At 73.2% G+C, this 18690-nt stretch carries 17 protein-coding genes; 11 read left to right on the forward strand and 6 right to left on the reverse strand.

Translation table 11 applies throughout. From position 1 onward, the window contains the following. Positions 1–33: 33 nt before the first annotated feature. Together BLW14_RS27610 and BLW14_RS27615 are read right to left on the reverse strand one after the other, a co-directional pair. Positions 34–1263 (reverse strand): S8 family serine peptidase, encoded by a 1230-nt coding sequence (locus BLW14_RS27610; RefSeq protein WP_093709843.1) that lies wholly within the window; start codon positions 1261–1263, stop codon positions 34–36. Continuing rightward, positions 1260–4598, reverse strand: coding sequence for a right-handed parallel beta-helix repeat-containing protein (locus BLW14_RS27615; RefSeq protein WP_093709844.1), 3339 nt, complete (start codon positions 4596–4598; stop codon positions 1260–1262). The genes BLW14_RS27610 and BLW14_RS27615 overlap by 4 nt, the downstream gene beginning before the upstream one ends. A 243-nt stretch (positions 4599–4841) precedes the next feature. On the opposite strand from BLW14_RS27615, the gene BLW14_RS27620 reads away from it, so the two are divergent. The 8 genes from BLW14_RS27620 (at position 4842) to BLW14_RS27655 (ending at position 12151) form a co-directional block, all read left to right on the forward strand. After that, positions 4842–5942 (forward strand): hypothetical protein, encoded by a 1101-nt coding sequence (locus BLW14_RS27620; protein ID WP_256332887.1) that lies wholly within the window; start codon positions 4842–4844, stop codon positions 5940–5942. Between the two features lie 174 nt (positions 5943–6116). Then, complete coding sequence (locus BLW14_RS27625; protein WP_177154114.1) at positions 6117–6941, forward strand: HipA family kinase; 825 nt, start codon at positions 6117–6119, stop codon at positions 6939–6941. Then, positions 6938–7321 (forward strand): DUF3037 domain-containing protein, encoded by a 384-nt coding sequence (locus BLW14_RS27630; RefSeq protein WP_093709847.1) that lies wholly within the window; start codon positions 6938–6940, stop codon positions 7319–7321. Before BLW14_RS27625 ends, BLW14_RS27630 begins: the two co-directional genes overlap by 4 nt. Positions 7322–7537: 216 nt before the next feature. Next, positions 7538–8299 (forward strand): 3-oxoacyl-ACP reductase FabG, encoded by a 762-nt coding sequence (gene fabG, locus BLW14_RS27635; RefSeq protein WP_093709848.1) that lies wholly within the window; start codon positions 7538–7540, stop codon positions 8297–8299. A gap of 20 nt (positions 8300–8319) precedes the next feature. Continuing rightward, positions 8320–9075 (forward strand): SDR family oxidoreductase, encoded by a 756-nt coding sequence (locus BLW14_RS27640; RefSeq protein ID WP_093709849.1) that lies wholly within the window; start codon positions 8320–8322, stop codon positions 9073–9075. A 117-nt stretch (positions 9076–9192) separates the two neighbouring features. Continuing rightward, complete coding sequence (locus BLW14_RS27645) at positions 9193–10779, forward strand: ABC transporter substrate-binding protein (RefSeq protein ID WP_093709850.1); 1587 nt, start codon at positions 9193–9195, stop codon at positions 10777–10779. A gap of 107 nt (positions 10780–10886) precedes the next feature. Beyond that, positions 10887–11570, forward strand: coding sequence for a uracil-DNA glycosylase (locus BLW14_RS27650; protein ID WP_018522745.1), 684 nt, complete (start codon positions 10887–10889; stop codon positions 11568–11570). 95 nt (positions 11571–11665) lie between these two features. Then, on the forward strand, positions 11666–12151 hold the full coding sequence (locus BLW14_RS27655) for a hypothetical protein (protein ID WP_093709851.1): 486 nt from the start codon (positions 11666–11668) through the stop codon (positions 12149–12151). A gap of 33 nt (positions 12152–12184) precedes the next feature. Here BLW14_RS27655 and BLW14_RS27660 read toward each other — a convergent pair whose 3' ends face one another. Together BLW14_RS27660 and BLW14_RS27665 are read right to left on the reverse strand one after the other, a co-directional pair. Continuing rightward, positions 12185–12622: a hypothetical protein gene (locus BLW14_RS27660; protein WP_093709852.1), complete on the reverse strand. Its 438-nt coding sequence runs from the start codon at positions 12620–12622 to the stop codon at positions 12185–12187. Between the two features lie 133 nt (positions 12623–12755). Next, positions 12756–13343: a TetR/AcrR family transcriptional regulator gene (locus BLW14_RS27665; protein ID WP_093709853.1), complete on the reverse strand. Its 588-nt coding sequence runs from the start codon at positions 13341–13343 to the stop codon at positions 12756–12758. Positions 13344–13423: 80 nt separating this feature from the next. On the opposite strand from BLW14_RS27665, the gene BLW14_RS27670 reads away from it, so the two are divergent. Both BLW14_RS27670 and BLW14_RS27675 read left to right on the forward strand, forming a co-directional pair. After that, a complete protein-coding gene (locus BLW14_RS27670; protein ID WP_093709854.1) occupies positions 13424–14635 on the forward strand; it encodes an FAD-dependent monooxygenase in 1212 nt (403 codons plus the stop codon). Between the two features lie 19 nt (positions 14636–14654). Beyond that, positions 14655–15554 (forward strand): Gfo/Idh/MocA family protein, encoded by a 900-nt coding sequence (locus BLW14_RS27675; protein ID WP_093709855.1) that lies wholly within the window; start codon positions 14655–14657, stop codon positions 15552–15554. A gap of 48 nt (positions 15555–15602) precedes the next feature. On the opposite strand, the gene lnt is transcribed toward BLW14_RS27675, so the two are convergent. Continuing rightward, positions 15603–17180, reverse strand: coding sequence for an apolipoprotein N-acyltransferase (lnt, locus tag BLW14_RS27680; RefSeq protein WP_093709856.1), 1578 nt, complete (start codon positions 17178–17180; stop codon positions 15603–15605). A gap of 92 nt (positions 17181–17272) precedes the next feature. Then, positions 17273–18139, reverse strand: a complete 867-nt coding sequence (locus tag BLW14_RS27685) for a universal stress protein (RefSeq protein WP_093709857.1) — start codon at positions 18137–18139, stop codon at positions 17273–17275. Between the two features lie 146 nt (positions 18140–18285). Here BLW14_RS27685 and BLW14_RS27690 point away from each other — a divergent pair, with 146 nt between their 5' ends. After that, positions 18286–18663 carry a hypothetical protein gene (locus tag BLW14_RS27690; protein WP_177154115.1) on the forward strand — a complete coding sequence of 126 codons (378 nt, stop codon included), beginning with the start codon at positions 18286–18288 and terminating at the stop codon, positions 18661–18663. The last annotated feature ends 27 nt before the right edge of the window (positions 18664–18690 follow it).

The raw sequence follows: 18690 nt of genomic DNA on the forward strand, positions 1-18690 counted from the left end.
GGCGTAGGAGGCCCTGGGGCCCCGCCGTCTCTCTCAGGGACGTCGGGCAGACGGCCGCCAGCCCGTGCGGCGGCCCCGGGGGATGATCACGGCGAGCCAGACGACCGTGACCACCACGGCCACGCCGGCCAGCGTCGGCCACATGGCGCGGCGCAGCGGCCCGGCCGCCCGGTCCTCCGGCATCCGCAGCGGGGCGGCCGACTCCTTGACCGCGGCCGGTCCCGCCGGCGCGTTCGCGGCGGTGGAGGCGGAGGCGAGGACCGCGGTGACGGCGGCGTACGGGTCGACCCGCGGCACGGCGTCCGGGTAGGCCGAGGACCGCAGCAGTGCGGCGGTCTGCCCGGCCGTCAGCTCCGGGTGCACCGACCGCACCAGCGCCGCCGCCCCCGCCACGTAACCGGCGGCCAGCGAGGCCCCCGAACCGATGTAGTGGCCGTTCTTCGACGGACCGATTCCGACCACGCCGTCACCGGGCGCCGCGAGCTGGGCGCTCCCGGTGGTGTACGAGCCGGCCGGCCGCTCACCCTTGACGTCCACGTCGAGTACGGACAGCACCCCGTCACTGGCGGCCGGGTAGTAGTCCCGGGCCGGTACCTCCTGGCCCACCCCGCCGGCCGGCGAGTCCGGCACGGCGGCGGCGACCAGCAGTACGTCCTTCTTCGCGGCCAGTCGTACGGCGGACCTCAGGGCGGCCGTGTCGCTCGGGAAGGCCGCCGACACGGTCACCACCTCGGCACCGGCCCCGACGGCGGCCTCGATGCCCGAGGCGACCCGGCCGGGGGTGGCCGCGCCGCGCTCGTCAGTCCCGCGCACCGCGACGATGGCCGACCGCCGGGCGACGCCCGCGAACTTCACGCCCATGTCCGACTGCGCGGCGATCAGCCCCGCCACGAAGGTGCCGTGCCCGACACAGTCCTTCCCGGCCGCGCCGACCGTCGTCACGCGGCCCTTCAGCGCGGGCGCCGAGGTCGAGACGCCGGTGTCCACCACGCCGACCTTGACCCCGGAGCCGGAGGCGAACTGCCAGGCCCGCCCCAGCTGCAGGCTGACCTGCTCCCACGGCACGGCGGTGGCCTGGCGCCCCGAACCCTCGGTGCAGTCGGCGTTGCCCGTCAGCTTCGTCCTGAGCACCGGCAGCTCCACCGTGTTCCCGCCGGCCGCCGCGGCGCTCAGGGCACCGGCACCGCTCAGAGCGGCCGTCACCAGCAGCGCCAGCGCACCGGCGGCGGGCCGGGACAGGTTCCTCCCGCGCATCGCCGTCAAACCCCCGCCCCGCCGGAGGCGGACGCCGACACCGCGTCGGGGAGGTCCTCCGGGAGCAGCAGCCGCAGATCGTCGAGGCTGGGCGCGGCCACTCGGCTGAGCCGGCCCGCCTGCCGGGTCATCATCCGCTCCAGCACCTGGCGTGCGGTGCGCGCGTTGCCGAACGACCGGTCGCGCGGCAGGGTGTCGAAGTGGTGCCGCAGCACCGAGCCGAGCCCGGTGCCGCACTCGTACCCGGCCTGCAACGCGTGCTGGCGGACGATGGTGACGAGCTCGTCGGACGTGTAGTCGGCGAACTCGATCTTCCGCGAGAACCGCGAGTGCAGGCCCGGGTTGGAGGCGAGGAAGCCCTCCATCTCGCTGGTGTAGCCGGCGACGATGACGACCACCTGGTCGCGGTGGTCCTCCATCAGCTTCAGCAGCGTGTCCACGGCCTCCCGGCCGAAGTCGGCGCCGGACGCCTCGCGCGGGGTCAGCGTGTACGCCTCGTCGATGAAGAGCACGCCGCCGAGCGCCCGCTCGAAGACCTCCTTGGTGAGCTGCGCGGTGTGGCCCACGTACCGCCCGACCATGTCGGCGCGGGACACCTCGACGAGCTGACCCCGCGGCAGCACGCCCAGGGAAACGAGGAGTTCGCCGTAGAGCCTGGCCACCGTCGTCTTGCCGGTGCCGGGCGGACCGGTGAAGACGAGGTGGTGGCTGAGGCGCGGCACCGGCAGCCCGGCGGCCTCCCGCTGCCGGGCCGTCGAGACCAGGTTGACCAGGTCGGTGACGTCCCGCTTGACCGCGGAGAGCCCGACCAGGGCGTCCAGGCGGCTGAGCGCGTCGTCCCCGGCGTCGGCGCCGTCCGGACCGGCCTCGGAGTCGCGGGCGGCCTCCTCGCTGATGTCCTGCGGCAGCAGCAGGGTGAGGTCCTCCTCGGTGACCTGGGCCTGCGAGGCCAGCCGTACGGCCTGCCGGTCCACCATCTCCTCGAAGACCTGCCGCGCCGCACGGCCGTTGCCGAATCCGGCGTCCTTCGGTATCCGGTCGAAGTGGGTCGCGAGCGCCTTGCGGGTCTCGTCGTTCAGCACGTACTGGTGGCGCCCGCACATGCTCTCCACGATCTCCACCAGCTCGGGGACCGAGTAGTTCTCGAACTCCACGGTCCGCGAGAACCGGGAGGCCAGGCCCGGGTTGGAGCCGAGGAAGCCGCGCATCTCACCGGAGTATCCGGCGACCACGACAACCACGTCGTCGCGGTGGTCCTCCATCAGCTTCAATAGCGTGTCCACCGCCTCCCGGCCGAAGTCGGCGCCCGAGCCGCGCGAGTCGGAGGTGAGCGCGTACGCCTCGTCGATGAAGAGCACGCCGCCCAGCGCCCGTTCGAAGGTCTCCGTGGTCTTGATGGCGGTACCGCCGATGACCTGCGCGACCAGATCGGCCCGGGAGACCTCGACCAGGTGCCCGGACCGCAGCGTCCCCAGCTCGGCCAGGATCGTGCCGTAGAGCCGCGCGACCGTCGTCTTTCCGGTGCCGGGCGGACCCGCGAAGACCAGGTGCCGGCTCATCGGCGGCGCGGACATGCCGAGTTGGGCGCGGCGCCGGGCGAGCTGGGTGAGGTTGACCAGCGTGCGGACCTGTTCCTTGACGTTGTCCAGGCCGATCAGGTTCTCCAGCGCGGCCATCGGGCCGTCCGGGCGGCCGGGACCGTCCGACTCGGGGACGGTGCCCGCCGGATCGGTGCCCTCGGCCTCGCCGTAACCCCAGGCGTCCCGGGCCTCGTTGCCGGTGCTGTTCAGGTTCTCCACCGCGAGCCGGCCGCTCGCCCTGGACTGGACGAGCCCGCCGCCCTTGTTCTCGCGCACGGTGCAGCCGACCACCGAGACCGGCGACTCGGTCTCCACCCGGATGCCGTCACGGCCGTTCCCCGCCGCCTCGCAGCCGTTGAGGTTGGCCCGGCCGCCCTCGCGGACCAGGAAGCCGTGGTCGGTCGCGGCGGCGGCCCGCACCCGGGTCGCCGTGAGCTCGCCGCCGTTGTCCACGACGACGCCGCAGCCGCCCGCCGACACCAGCTCGCCGTCGCGCAGCGCCGCCGTGCCCTCGCCGCCGATCTCCAGACCGGCGCCGCCGGGTCCGGTCACCTTCAGGCCCGCCAGATAGACGTTGCCGCCCGAGGCGACCGTCACTCCGGCGCCGCCCGGCGACTCCACCGAGCAGTCCTCCACCCGGCCGCGCCCGCCGTCGGTCACCGAGACGCCGGTGCCGCCCGTGCCGGTGATGCGGGCCCTGCGCAGCAGCGGGTTGGCGCCGCCCTTGACCACCACGCCGGTGCCCCTGACGTCCAGGATCTCCACGCGGTCCAGCTCGGCCGCCGAGTCCTCCTCCAGCAGCACGGCCTCGGCCTCGCCGTCCCGGACGGTCAGTGAGGTCAGGGTGGGCGAGGAGGAACCCGCCACCCGCAGCGCCGGTGCCTGGGCGCCGCTCAGCCAGCAGTCCTCGTACGTGCCCCGCGAACGGTCCGTGACGAACAGGCCGTTGCCCGCCGTGCGGGACGTGCGGCAACGGCGCAGCACCGGGTCGGCGCCGTGCGACACGATGATGCCCTGCCCCGTGGTGCCGTTGACCCGCACATCGTCGAGCTCGATCCGGGCGGCGCTGGTCAGGTGCGCGCCGATCGCGGTGTCGTGGATCACGGTCCGCAGCACCCGGACCGCGCTGCGCTCCTCCAGCGCCAGCGCGGGCTTGTCGGTCGAGGAGAGGTCGCAGTCCTCGACGGAGACCTGGGCGTCGCCGTTGGCCAGCAGGCCGTTGCCGCGCGCGTCGCGCACGGTGCAACCGCGTACCGTCGCCCTGCCGCGCTCGCCGATCACCACGCCGCTGGTGCCCAGGTGCTCGAAGGTGCACGACTCCAGCGAGCTCTCGCTGGCCGAGGTGACGACGACGCCCGCGCCGGTCCGGCTGGAGACCCGGCACTCGCGCATGGCCAACGAGCCGGAGTTGCGGGCGAGGACGGTGGCCCAGGACGCACCGGAGACGTCGCAGCCCTGCATCGCGACCTGCCCGTGCGAGGCGTCCACGACGGGTGCCTCCTCGTCCTGGCCCTGCACCACCAGATCGGTCAGCATCAACGCGTCGGCACGCAGCGACACCGCGGTCCCGGTGCGTGGCGCCAGGCGGACGCTGCCGCGTGACTGCTCGGCGACGATGGTCACGCGGGTGGTGACGACGAGGTTCTCCTCGTACGTCCCCGGGCGCACACTGAGCACCGCCCCTCCGCGCGCCCTGGCCAGGGCCTCTGAGATCGTCCGGGCGTCCCCGGTGCCCTCCGGACAGATCGTCAGTACCTGGCGCACTCCGCTGACCTCCTCGTATCGGCACCCATGGGTTGCGGTCGGCCCCATCATGCCTTCCTCCCACCTGCGATCCCACCCCGGTCCGGCCGCCGGGGCGACCGGGACGGTGAGCTCCGTGGTGCGGCGGAGGGCGGCGTACCGCGCATTACGGGATGTTCCGCAACACCCGTACCGGGGCCGGAATTTTCCCGGGACCCATTGTTCATTCCAGAGATATGACGTGCCCCCCACATGTGTGCGTGAATGAGAGCGCTCGCAGGGACGTACGACGAACTACGGGACGGATGGGGCCAGATGACGGACCGGACCGGAACGGCCGCGAAGGCGACGACCGAAGGGGCTGCGGCGGCCCGCGCTCCCTCCTCCGAGTCCGCCCCCGAGCCGGAGACGGCAGCCGGGACCGCCGCTGCCGGCACCGCCGCTCAGGAGGAGATTTCCGCCGGTACACGCCCGGCGCAGGCTCCGGACAAGGGGGACGGGACCTCGGCACCCGAGCCGGAGGCCGGGACGTCCGCTTCCGCCCCCGAGGCGGCGGCGGAGCCGGGAGCCGCCGAGCCGGGCGTCGCCGAGGCACTGGCCGCTTCGGCGTCCGAGGATCCCGAACCCGGCGCGGCCGCCCCGGCCGGGCGCCCGAGCCGCCCCCTCCTGGCGGGCGCCGCTCTGCTGGGCGCCGCACTGGTCGCCGTGCCGGTCCTCCTCATGAGCCGCCAAGGTGAGCCCGAGCGGCACGACACCGCCGTCGTCAACCAGGCGGGCACGCTGCTGGGCGGCGGGGAGCCGACGCGGGAGGGGGCGCAGGCGTACGCGTCGTCGAGCGCGTCGCCCTCGAAGCCGGCGAAGCCGAAGAAGACACCCACACCGAAGGAGGTCGTGCCGAAGCGGGCCCCGGTCGTGGCCCCCGTGACGCCGTCACCGTCCCCGACGAAGAAGCCCCCGCCCAAGCCGACCCCGAAGAAGGCCCCGAAGAAGACCCCGAAGCCCACCCCGAAACCGGTGAAGAAGCCGTCCCGGGCGGCGGACATCACGGTCACGGCCACCAGGGTGCTGCGGGCCGGCGAATCCATCGAGGCGAACAGGACGAGGCTGCGGATGCAGCGCGACGGCAACCTCGTCGTCTACGACGAGAACGACAAGCCCCGCTGGGCCACCATGACCTTCGGCAACAACTACCAGGCGGTCTTCCAGGCGGACGGCAACCTGGTCGTCTACACCGCCGACAGCCGCCCGGTCTGGGCCAGCAAGACCCAGGGCCACCGCGGCGCGATCCTGCGCCTCCAGAAGGACGGCAACCTGGTGATCTACTCGGGAGGCGCTCCGGTCTGGGCGTCGAAGACCCAGCACTGAACGCGCCGCCCGTCGTGCGGGCACACGTCCGCACGACGGTCCCGCCCCTCCGGCGGCGCCCCTCGACGGCGGTCACCCTCGGTTACGATGCTCACTTCATACCGGAGGGTGGCGGCGAGCGACGCCGTGCCACCGACGGTCCGCTCGGGCAGAAGAGATGGGTGGCCTGGGAAAGTGTTGCAAGAGGTTGTAGCGACCCGCTACGTCACGCCCCTGCGTGAAGGCGGCTCGCTCCCCGGGATCGTCGAGGCCGACGACCTCGGCACGTACGTCATGAAGTTCACCGGCGCGGGCCAGGGCCGCAAGACCCTCGTCGCGGAGGTGATCTGCGGGCAGCTCGGGCGGCGGCTCGGGCTGCGCGTGCCCGAGCTGGTGCAGATCCAGCTCGACCCGGTCATCGGCCTCGCCGAGCCCGACCAGGAGGTGCAGGAGCTCCTCAAGGCGAGCGGCGGGCTCAACCTCGGGATGGACTTCCTGCCCGGCTCGCTCGGCTTCGACGCCCTCGCGTACGAGGTCGACCCGTGCGAGGCCGGCCGGGTCGTCTGGTTCGACGCGCTGATCAACAACGTCGACCGGTCCTGGCGCAACCCCAACATGCTGGTCTGGCACGGCGACCTCTGGCTCATCGACCACGGCGCCACCATGATCTGGCACCACAACTGGCCCGGCGCCCAGGCGTCCGCCGCCAAGCCGTACAACGCCTCCGACCACGCGCTCGCCCCCTTCGGCCCCGACATCGCGTCGGCCGCGGCCGAGCTGGCCCCGCTGGTGACGCCCGAGCTGCTCGCCGAGGCGGCGGCCGACGTGCCCGACGAGTGGCTGGTGGACGAGCCGGGCTTCGACTCGACGGACCAGCTGCGCCGGGCGTACACGGACGCCCTGCTCGCCCGGGCAGCCACCATCCACGAGCGGATCATCATGGACGCGCCCACCCCCGACAAACCGTCCCAGGCCCCGGGCTGGATCACCGAGCGCCTCGCCCCGGGCGGCCGCGCATGAGCGAGCGCCATGTCTTCGAGTACGCGCTGCTGCGCGTCGTCCCCCGCGTCCAGCGCGGGGAGTGCTTCAACGCCGGGGTGGTCGTCTACTGCCGCGCCAAGGGCTTCGTGGCCGCACGCACCGAGCTCGACGAGACCAAGCTGAGGGTGCTGGACCCCGGCGCCGACGTGACCGGGGTCCGGGCAGCGCTGCACGCCGTCGAGGGCGTCTGCCGCGGCGGTACGGACGCGGGCCAGGCCGCCGGCGACGACGCGGGCCGCCGCTTCCGCTGGCTGATCGCGCCGCGCTCCACCGTCGTACAGCCGGGGCCCGTGCACAGCGGCCTGACCGCCGACCCCGAGGCCGAGGTGCAGCGGCTGCTCGACCTGCTGGTGCGCTGACGCCCGCGCCGGGCCGCCGTCCGAGCACCGCGTGACGGCGGCCCGGCGGAGTGTGACATGCGCCGCTGCGCCCGTGTGCCGTTGACACCGGGTGCCAGGGCTTCTAGCGTCACGTCTGCTGAAGGTACTAAGCGGTTGCTCAGCCATCGGGCCGGTTCTCTCCGGGAACACCCCGACGTCCGCTGAGCCGCTATCCAAGGGCGAGGAGAGCCAAGCATGTCCACCAGCGAGCAGCGCGTAGCCATCGTGACGGGAGCGGCCCGGGGCATCGGTGCCGCCACCGCGGTACGTCTGGCGGCCGAGGGCCGCGCCGTCGCCGTACTCGACCTCGACGAGGCGGCCTGCAAGGACACCGTCGAGAAGATCACCGCCGCCGGGGGCAAGGCGATCGCCGTCGGCTGCGACGTGTCGGACAGCGCCCAGGTGGAAGCCGCCGTCGCGCGGGTCGCCGCCGAGCTCGGCGCCCCGACCATCCTCGTCAACAACGCGGGCGTGCTCCGCGACAACCTGCTCTTCAAGATGAGCGAGTCCGACTGGGACATCGTGATGAACGTGCACCTCAAGGGCGCGTTCCTGATGGCCAAGGCCGTCCAGAAGCACATGGTGGACGCCAAGTTCGGCCGCATCGTGTCGCTGTCCTCCTCCTCGGCCCTCGGCAACCGCGGCCAGGCCAACTACGCGGCGGTCAAGGCGGGCCTCCAGGGCTTCACCAAGACCCTCGCCAAGGAGCTCGGCAAGTTCGGCATCACCGCCAACGCCGTCGCGCCCGGCTTCATCGTCACAGAGATGACCGCGCAGACCGCCGCCCGTGTCGGCATGGGCTTCGAGGAGTTCCAGGCGGCCGCCGCCACCCAGATCCCGGTCCAGCGCGTCGGCTTCCCCGACGACATCGCCAACGCCATCGCCTTCTTCACGGGCGACGCCGCCGGCTTCGTCTCCGGCCAGGTCATGTACGTCGCCGGCGGACCGCTCAACTGAACCGAAGGGCTGCGGACATCATGACTGTGCAGGACAGCGGCAAGGTCGCGCTGATCACCGGAGCGAGCCGGGGCATCGGCTACGGCATCGCGCAGGCGCTCGTCGAGCGCGGCGACCGGGTGTGCATCACCGGGCGGAACGAGGACGCCCTGAAGGAGGCCGTCGAGACGCTCGGGGCCGACCGGGTCATCGGCGTCGCCGGCAAGGCGCACGACGAGGCGCACCAGGCGACGGCCGTCGCCCGCACCATGGAGGCGTTCGGCCGGGTCGACTTCCTGGTCAACAACGCCGGGACCAACCCGGTCTTCGGGCCGATCGCGGAGCTCGACCTGAACGTCGCCCGCAAGGTCTTCGAGACCAACGTGGTCTCGGCGCTCGGCTTCGCCCAGCAGACCTGGAAGGCGTGGCAGAAGGAGAACGGCGGGGCGATCGTCAACATCGCCTCGGTGGCCGGCGTCTCCGCCTCGCCCTTCATCGGCGCGTACGGGATGAGCAAGGCGGCCATGGTCAACCTGACCCTCCAGCTGGCGCACGAGTTCGCGCCGGTGGTCCGGGTCAACTCGATCGCGCCGGCGGTCGTCAAGACCCGCTTCGCCCAGGCGCTGTACGAGGGCCGCGAGGAGGAGGCCGCGGCCGCCTACCCGCTCGGCAGGCTCGGGGTGCCGGAGGACATCGGCGGCGCCGCCGCCTTCCTCACCTCCGACCAGTCCGCCTGGATCACCGGCCAGACCCTGGTCGTCGACGGCGGCATCTTCCTGAATGCCGGAGTCGGCTGATCCGGCCTGGGCCGATATGGCCGCGAATGCCTCAAGTGCCCCGCCGGGTCTGCGGATTGACCTGGTGGGGCGCTGCGGTATGGTCTGCCGACCCACGGCTGATCGAGGAGCGTGCACGTGTTCTACCGGGCCAGTCTGCAAGCCGCTGCAGCCATTGCGTCCCTGTCCTTGCTGGCCGGTTGCGGGCTGCTGCCCGGCGACGGCTCGGAGGTGGACCAGAAGCTCGCCGTCGGGACGACCAGTGAGCCCTCGACCCTGGATCCCGCGGCCGCCTGGGACGGCTCCTGGGAGCTGATGCGCAACGTCTTCCAGACCCTGGTGAGCTTCCCCACCGGCAGTACGAAGCCCGAGCCGGACGCGGCGCAGGAGTGCAGGTTCACCGACCGCACCAGCACGGCCTACCGCTGCAAGCTCCGCAAGGGGCTGAAGTTCTCCAACGGCGACAAGCTCGACGCCGAGGCCGTGAAGTACTCCATCGACCGGATCTCGGAGATCGGCGTCAAGGGCGGCCCCGTCGGCATGCTCGGCTCGCTCGACCGGGTCGAGACCAAGGGCGACGACGTGGTCATCTTCAACCTGAAGAAGCCCGACGCCACCTTCCCGTTCGTGCTGGCCACCCCGGCCATGTCGCTGGTCGCGCCGAGCGCGTACTCCGAGCACAAGATCCGCGACGACGGCGGGGTCACCGGCTCCGGCCCCTACCTGCTCGACTCCTACAAGCAGGGCGACCGCTCCGAACTGGTGAAGAACCCCGACTACAAGGGGTTCGCGGACCGCAAGAACGACGCCGTCACCATCCGGTACTTCAAGGAGTCCGGCGCCATGGTGGACGCGCTCAAGAAGAACCGGATCGACGCGACCTACCGCGGTCTGTCCGCCGAGGACGTCGTCAGCATCGAGGACAGCAGCGACAGCGACAAGGACAGCGACCTCCAGGTCGTCGAGTCGACCGGCGCCGACATCCGCTTCCTGGTCTTCAACCCGGACGACCCGGCCGCCGGGAAACCCGCCGTCCGCCGGGCGATAGCCCAGCTGATCGACCGCGACGCGCTCGTCTCCAAGGTCTACAAGGGCACGTCCGAACCGCTGTACTCGATGGTCCCGAAGGGCATCGCCGGGCACGCCACCAGCTTCTTCGACACCTTCGGAAACCCCAGCAAGGACAAGGCCCGCCAGATCCTGGCCGACGCGCACATCACGACCCCCGTCGCCATGACCTTCTGGTACACGACCGACCGCTACGGATCCTCGACCGCGCCCGAGTTCGACGAGCTCAAGCGCCAGCTGGAGACGTCCGGGCTCTTCCGCATCACCTTGAAGCACCGGCCGTGGAAGACCTTCCAGGAGGGCTTCAACAAGGGGGAGTACCCCGTCTTCGGCCGCGGCTGGTTCCCGGACTTCCCGGACCCCGACAACTTCATCGCCCCGTTCGTGGGCAAGAACAGCGTCACGGGCATGCCGTACGTGAAGGACGAGATCACCAAGCAGCTGCTGCCGCTGTCCCGCAAGGAGAGCAACCGGGGCGCGGTCGGCAAGGAGTTCGAGCGGGCGCAGAAGATCCTGGTCGACGACGTGCGGCTGCTGCCGCTGTGGCAGGGCAAGCTGTACGTGGCCGCCGGCGACGACATCGGCGGCGGCGAGCGCGCCCTGGACCCGCAGACCGTCATGCAGATGTGGGAGCTGTACCGCAAGGCCAGCTGGTAGCACCACCGCGCGGGCGGGCCCCCCGCGGCCCGCTCGCGCACGGCGTTGTCAGTGGCGCCCGGTAGGTTCTGGGATCAAGAACGGATTGCCTACCGGAGGTTGTTCACGTGACCGTCACCGACCTGCTGCCCGAGTCCTGGCGCGGCGTCCTCGGCGAAGAGCTGGAGAAGCCGTACTTCAAGGAGCTCACCGAGTTCGTCGAGGAGGAGCGGTCCGCGGGACCGGTCTACCCGCCCCGGGAGCAGGTGTTCGCGGCCCTGGAAGCGACCCCGTACGACAAGGTGAAGGTCCTCGTCCTCGGGCAGGACCCCTACCACGGCGAGGGGCAGGGCCACGGCCTGTGCTTCTCCGTGCGCCCGGGCGTGAAGACCCCGCCCTCACTGCGCAACATCTACAAGGAGATGCAGGAGGAGCTGGGCCTGCCCGTCCCGGACAACGGCTACCTCATGCCGTGGGCCGAGCAGGGTGTTCTCCTGCTCAACGCCGTGCTCACCGTCCGCGCGGGCGAGGCCAATTCGCACAAGAACAAGGGCTGGGAGAAGGTCACCGACGCCGTCATCCGTGCCGTCGCCGCCCGCCCCGACCCGGCGGTCTTCGTCCTCTGGGGCAACTACGCGCAGAAGAAGCTCCCGCTGATCGACACCGAGCGCCATGTGGTGGTGAAGGGGGCGCACCCCTCGCCGCTCTCCGCGAAGAAGTTCTTCGGCTCCCGCCCGTTCACCCAGATAAACGAGGCCGTCGCCCAGCAGGGCCACCAGCCCATCGACTGGCGCATCCCCGACCTGGGCTGAGCCGTCCCCGAGCCTCCCCGCGTCCGCCCGCCCCGGCGGCTAGCGTCGGGTGCCGGGCCGGGCGGTTCGGACGGGACGGGTGCGAGGAGGCCGTGGTGACGGAGCAGCGGGAGGCGTCGGAGGACGTCTTCATGACCAGGATCGGCCAGGCGATCATGCTGCTGCACGGAGGGGACCGGGAGGAGGCCCGCAACCGCTTCACGGCGCTCTGGTCGGAGATCGGCGAGGACGGCGACGCCCTGCACCGGTGCACGCTGGCGCACTACATGGCCGATACGCAGGACGACCCCGCCGACGAGCTGGCCTGGGACCTGCGGGCCCTGACCGCAGCCCGGGCACTGACCGACGAGCGCGTCGCCGGGCACCGGGACGCGCTCGCGGTCCAGGCGTTCTACCCCTCGCTGCACCTCAACCTCGCCGCCGACTACGTGAAGCTCCAGCGCCCGGCGGCCGCCCGGGACCATCTGGAGCGGGCCCGGGCCGCCTCCGCGGTGCTGGCCGAAGACGGCACGGACGACGGGTACGGGGGAGGCGTCCGGGCGGCGATCGGCCGGCTGGAGCGGCGGCTGCGCGACTGGTGACGCGTGCTGGGGGCGCGCGTCACCGATTCCGCGTCACCGGCCGTAGGTACGGTCGCAGATACGGGACTGAGCGCTGCCCGCCGGCCAGTGGCCGTAGCCCCGGCCGAGGGCGCAGACCCCCGTCGCACCGCCGGGCGCGGGCAGCACCGGCGCGGGGGCGGCCGGGGCGATCCGGCGCGGCAGCGGAGCGGCCGGGGCGGGCTCGGGCCGCTGCCGCGGCCGGCTCGGCTCGGCGGGCCGCGCGGCCGGGGGCACCGTCGCCGGTCTGTGCGCGGCGGACGGCGACGCCGAAGGGGAGCGCTTCGCCTTCGGCGCGGCCTCCAGGGTGTCGTGGACGGGCGGCCCGGCGGTCTGCGGGGCCACGTCGTGCGCAGGCAGGCCGGCACCGGGGCGCGGCGGGGCGGCCGGCTGCGGCTGGACGGACACACACCCCGACAGGGCCGCGACCGCGAGGCAGGCCAGGAGTTTCACGGCGGTTCTCGTTCGTTGCACGTGATCAACTCTGCGGGGCCGGTGACCGGCCGGTGAGCCCGTACGCGGCAATTGGCCCGCACGAGTGACACCGGTCAGCGCCGTGCCCGGACCACCGGCCCCGGTGGGAGCGTCAGCGGCCCAGCATCCCGCGCAGCAGCTCCTCGAAACCGGTGCGCAGCTCCGCCTCGCCCGGTACGGAGCGGTGGTAGGAGCCGGCCGCGCACGAGAACATCAGCCCCTCGCACCAGGCGACCAGGGACAGCGCGTGCCGCTCCGGCTCGGGTGACCCGGCCGCCGTCATCAGCGCCACCAGCGGCGCGCGGAACTGCAGGCCCGTCGCGTCGAAGAACTCCCTCAGCTCGGGGCGCCGGGTGGCCTCCAGTGCCAGTTCGTACCGGCAGACGAGCAGGTCCGGGTGGTGCGTCAGATAGCGGTGCAGGGCCCGGGCCAGCGCCGCCACCAGCTCGTCGGTGCCGCCGCCCGCCGGGAGGCCGCCCGGGGCGAGGACCCGGGCCTCCCGCTCCGCCAGCCGCCGCACCGCCGCCTCCAGCAGGGACTGCCGGGTGCGGGCGTGGTTGGACGTCGAGCCCTGCGGCAGCCCGGCCCGTTCGTCGACCGCGCGATGGGTCAGGCCGCGCATGCCGCGTTCAGCGAGAAGCGCGAGCGCGGCGTCGGCGATCAGTTCGGCCCGGTCGGAGCCGGTGGGACGTGCGGCCATGGGGCCAACCTACCGTTGTAACTACAGGTGTAGTACGTTGGAGGTGTCACTACAGATGTAGTTTCGGTGGAGGGAAAGTCATGGACATGCCCCGTGCGGTCGTCATCGGCAGCGGGATCGGCGGCCTCACCGCCGCCCTGGCCCTGCACCGGTCGGGCTGGCAGGTCACCGTGCTGGAACGCGCGGAGTCGCTGGAGCCCGTCGGCGCAGGCATCGGCCTCGCCCCCAACGCCCAGCGCGCGCTCGACGTCGTCGGCCTCGGCGACGAGATCAGGTCCCTGGCCGCCTGGCAGGGCGAGGGCGGGATGCGCGCGCCGTCCGGCCGCTGGCTCTCGCGCACCGACGCCACCGCCGCCGCCGAACGGTTCGGCGGCCCGCTCGTCCTCCTGCACCGGTCCGTCCTCATCGACCGCATCGCCGCCCGGCTCCCCGCGTACGCCGTACGCACCGGCTGCCCGGGCCGGCTGATCGACCCGGGCACGGCGGGCGGCGCCCCCGCCGTCGTCGCCACACCGGCCGGAACGATCGCGGCCGAACTCGTCGTCGGCGCCGACGGCATCCACTCCGCCGTACGGACCGCGCTCTTCCCGGACGCCCCCGGCCCCACCTACGCCGGCTTCACCACCTGGCGCGTCGTCGTCCCGGCCCCGGACCGTCCGTTCCCGCCGCACGAGACCTGGGGACGCGGCGCGCTGTGGGGTACCCAGCCGCTCAAGGACGGCCGGATCTACGCGTACGCGGCGGCGACCGCCTCCGCCGGAGCACGGGCCGAGGACGAGAAGGCGGAGCTCCTGCGCCGCTTCGGCGACTGGCACGACCCGGTCCCGCAGATCATCGCCGCCACCGCACCGGAGGGCATCCTCCACAACGACGTGTACCGGATGGACCGTCCGCTGCCCGCCTTCCACCGGGGCCGCGCCGTGCTGGCCGGGGACTCCGCCCACGCCATGGCCCCCACCCTCGGCCAGGGCGGCAACCAGGCCATCGAGGACGGCATCGTCCTCGCCCACCATGTGGCGGCCGGCCGCGACCTGGGTGCGGGCCTCGCCGCGTACACCGCCGACCGGCTGCCGCGCACGGCCGCCGTCGTCCGCAAGGCCGACCGCGTCTCCCGGCTCATGAGCCTCAGCAGCACCCCGGCCGTCGCCGTGCGCGACTTCCTCATGTCGACGGTCTCCCGCCTCGGCCCCGGCCTCGTCCTGCGCACCTTCGACGGGATCGCCGACTGGTGCCCGCCGGGGGACACGTATGCTGCCGGGACGACGACGGAGGCGCCCGGCACACGGCGCTGACCAGCGAGAGGAACACCCTGTGAAGGTCGGCTGCATCGGGCTCGGGGACATCGCGCAGAAGGCGTACCTGCCGGTGCTCGGCAGCCTGCCGGGCATCGAGCTGCACCTCCAGACCCGCAACCCGGCCACCCTGGCCTCGGTCGCCGCCGCCCACCGCATCCCGGAGGAGCGCTGCCACCGGGACCTGGACTCGCTGCTCGCCCAGGGGCTCGACGCCGCCTTCGTGCACGCCGCGACCGCCGCCCACCCGGAGATCGTCGGCCGGCTGCTCGAAGCGGGCGTCGCCACGTACGTCGACAAGCCGCTCGCGTACACGCTGGAGGACTGTACCCGCCTGGTCCAGCTCGCCGAGGCGCGCTCCACCGGTCTCGCCGTCGGCTTCAACCGCCGGCTGGCCCCGGGGTACGCCCAGTGCGCCGAGCACCCGCGCGAGCTGATCCTCCTGCAGAAGCACCGGGTCGGGCTGCCCGAGGAGCCCCGGACCATGGTGTTCGACGACTTCATCCACGTCGTGGACACCCTGCGCTTCCTCGTGCCCGGCCCCGTCGAGCGCACCGTGGTGAGCGGCAGGCTCGTCGACGGTCTGCTGCACCACGTCGTGCTCCAGCTGTCCGGCGACGGCTTCACCGCCATCGGCGCGATGAACCGGCTCAGCGGCTCGGCCGAGGAGCGCCTCGAAGTCTCCGGCCAGGACTCCAAGCGCGAGGTGCTCAACCTCGCGGAGGTCGTCGACCACAAGGGCCGGCCCAGCGTGCGCCGTCGCGGCGACTGGGTGCCGGTGGCCCGTCAGCGCGGCATCGAGCAGGCCGTGCTGGCGTTCCTGGACGCCGTGCGCGAGGGCCGCCCGCTGAGTGCCCGCGACGCCCTGGAGACCCACGAACTCTGCGAGCGCGTCCTGCGCGAACTCGACGCCGCCTAGAGGCTCCGGCGGATCTTCGCGGGCCCGCGAAGATCCGCCGGACAGCCCCTAGGCAGCCGTCGCCGTCTCCATGGGCCGCGTACGCCTCCGGGCGCGCACGGCCCGGAAGCCCTCCGAGGCGCCGTACACGGCCAGCGCCCCCAGCGCCCCGTACACCGCCCAGTCGCCGAGCCGCACGTAGAGCGTCGTGCCCCGGGCCAGCGGTACCCCGTAGACCGCGGTGCCGCTGGTGTCCGTGCCGAGCCGGGGCCCCACCGCCTCGCCGTGCGGGCCGTACACCGCGCTCACGCCCGTGAGGGTGGCGTGCACCATCGGGCGGCCGCTCTCCGCCGCCCGCAGCGCGCCGAGCGAGGCGTGCTGGGCGGGCGCCCAGCCGTGCTGGAAGGACGACGTGGAGGACTGGGCGATCAGCAGCCCGGCCCCGTCCCGGACCAGCCGCCGGCTCATGTCGGGGAACGCGGACTCGAAGCAGACCAGCGGGCCGACGCGCAGGCCGTTCGCGCCGGGCACCCGCATCGTGACCGGACCCGTGCCGCGCAGCCGGTCCTCGCCCGCGGCGCGGCCCATCGAGGTCGCCCAGCCCAGGGCCGACCGGGCCGGGATGTACTCACCGAACGGCACGAGCCGCATCTTGTCGTACCGGTCCCCGGTGAGCCCGTCCGGCCCGATCAGCACGGCGCTCTTGAAGATGCCGGTCCGCCCCGCCGCGTCGGTCTGCCGGGCGTCCACGTTGACCAGGACGTCCGCGCCGACCGTCCGCGACAGCGCCGCGAGCCGGGCCGCGATCTCGGGCCGCCGGGCCGGATCCACGCCGACGCTGCTCTCGCCCCACACGATCAGGTCGACGTCCCGCCCGGCCAGCGACCGCGTCAGCTCCTCGCTGAGGGCGAACCTGCGCTGAATGCTGCCCGGACCCGCCACGATGCCCGGCTGCACGACCGCCACCCTGGCCGTGCCCGTCCGCTCGGGCTGCGGAGCCCACATCCAAGCTGCCCCGACCACGAGCGCCCCCACCAGGAGCGACACGGCGGCCGCGGCCCGCGCGGCGGAGTGCACCAGCAGCACGGTGAGCGCGGTGTTCACCGCCACCACCAGCAGGCTCACCAGCCACACCCCGCCCACCGAGGCCAGCCGCAGCGCCGGCTCCACCTGCCACTGGCTCGCCCCCAGCAGCCCCCAGGGGCCGCCCAGCGCCTCCCAGGACCGCACCAGCTCGATCATCAGCCAGCCGCACGGCACGAGGACCACCGCCGCCAGGGCCGACCGCCCGGTCACCGGCCCTCGCAGCAACCGGCCCACCAGCACGCCCCACGGCGCCCACAGCAGACCGAGCAGCGCCGCGAGGATCACGATGAACACGTGCAGGCTCGGCATCAGCCAGTGGTGCACGGCGATCATGTACCCGGTCCCGCCCAGCCAGGCGTCCCGCGCCGCCGCGCGCCCCGTACCGGCCGACCGGATCAGCAACAGCAGCGGCACCAGGCAGACATAGGCGAACCACCACAGCGAGGGCGCCGGGAAGGCCAGGGCCGGCAGCGCACCGGCCACCAGCGCGGCGGCCGCGCGCCCCGGCGTCCGCTCCAGCGTCCGTGCGCCCCGCCCGCGCCACCCGGCCCACGACCCCATGCCCCGCCTCCTCGCCCCACCCGCCGGCAGGTCCGTCCGCATCCGATCACGCTCTTCTTCCCCAGTGTGGACCGGCGGACGCGGCCCGGTCCTCAGCAGGGGACCACGGCCACCGGGCCCATCGCGTGCGTGAGCGTCGTGTGCGCCACCGGAGACAGCCCGAGCCCCAGCGACTCACCACCGCGCCGTCGCCCGATCACCGTCAGCGAAGCGGTCGCGGAGGCGGTCACCAGGGTGCGCGTCGCGGAACCGTTGACCGGCTCCTTCATCACCTCGACCTGCGGATAGGCCGCCCGCCAGCCGGCCGTCAGCTCCGCAAGCGACCGCTCGGCCGCGTCGGACGCCGCGTTCCGGTCGAAGACGGGCCCGCCTGACAGCATCGAGGAGAACATCGTCCAGCCGTGCACGATCCGGAGCCGGGCGCCCGGATGCGCCGCCGCCGTCTCGAAGGCGAAGTCCAGCACCCCTTCGCTGCTCTCGTCGGCGGCCACCCCGGCGACGATGTCCGGGAAGACCTCTCCCGTACCGCCGTCTGCTTCCTCGTCGTCGCGGCCCTCGTGCACGATCACCACGGGGCACTTCGCCATGGACGCCGTCGCCAGGCTGTTGGACCCCAGCATCAGGGAGCGGAACCCGCCGAGCCCCCGCGAGCCGAGCACCACCAGCGAGGCGTCCCGGCTCAGCGAGACCAGCGCCGCCGAGGGGAAGTCGAGCGGCGCGAGCGTCGTGGGCCGCAGCCCCGGAGCGGTCCCGGCGACCCGGCGCACGGCCGAGGCCAGCAGTTCGCCCGCCTCCCGCTCCTGCACTTCCTGGTCGGTGCGCCGGGCGAGCTGCCGCACGTGCACGATCAGCAGGGGAAGCTTCCGGGCGACCGCCTCACGGGCCGCCCAGTCCAACGCGTCCATGCTGTGCGAGGAGCCGTCGACCGCCGCGATCACGGGAAGCTCGGTGCCGCTCATGGGTTCCTCTCCGCCGGTCCGGACCTGCTCCGTACGCTACGGCCGTCGGGGCGCCGGTGCCGAGGCGGAAGCGGCCGTCCGGGCCCCGGCACGGCATACCGTCGCACGTCGTAGTACCTGTGGGCCGGGCCGCTTATGCTCACGGGATGGAGCAGAGCGAAGTGGTGAAGCGCGTGGTCGGCATCCTCACCGAGGCGGGGGAGATGCGCCGGCTGCTGGAGGAGAACCCCGACCGCGACGACGCCGACACCGACTCGACCGTGGTGACCGCCCTTCTCAACGAGACGATGCCGCGCATCGCGATCCCGGAGGACGCCACCGTCGAGGACGTGGTGGTCGTTGTCGGACGAGAGGTCGGCGGAGCGGTGGAACAGCTCGTGGGGGCGTTCACGCTGGCGTTCGCCATGCTGGCCCAGGTGCACGACTCGGGGCAGACGGACGTCACCTCGGCGGACGTGCTGCAGGACCTCGCCCTGCGCGCCGAACAGTTCGGCACCGAGGGCCCCGGCGACGCGGAGATCTGACGAAGAACGCCGCCCCCGGCCTCGGCC

This window comes from Streptomyces sp. 2131.1 (genome assembly GCF_900105515.1).
Classification (GTDB): domain Bacteria; phylum Actinomycetota; class Actinomycetes; order Streptomycetales; family Streptomycetaceae; genus Streptomyces; species Streptomyces drozdowiczii.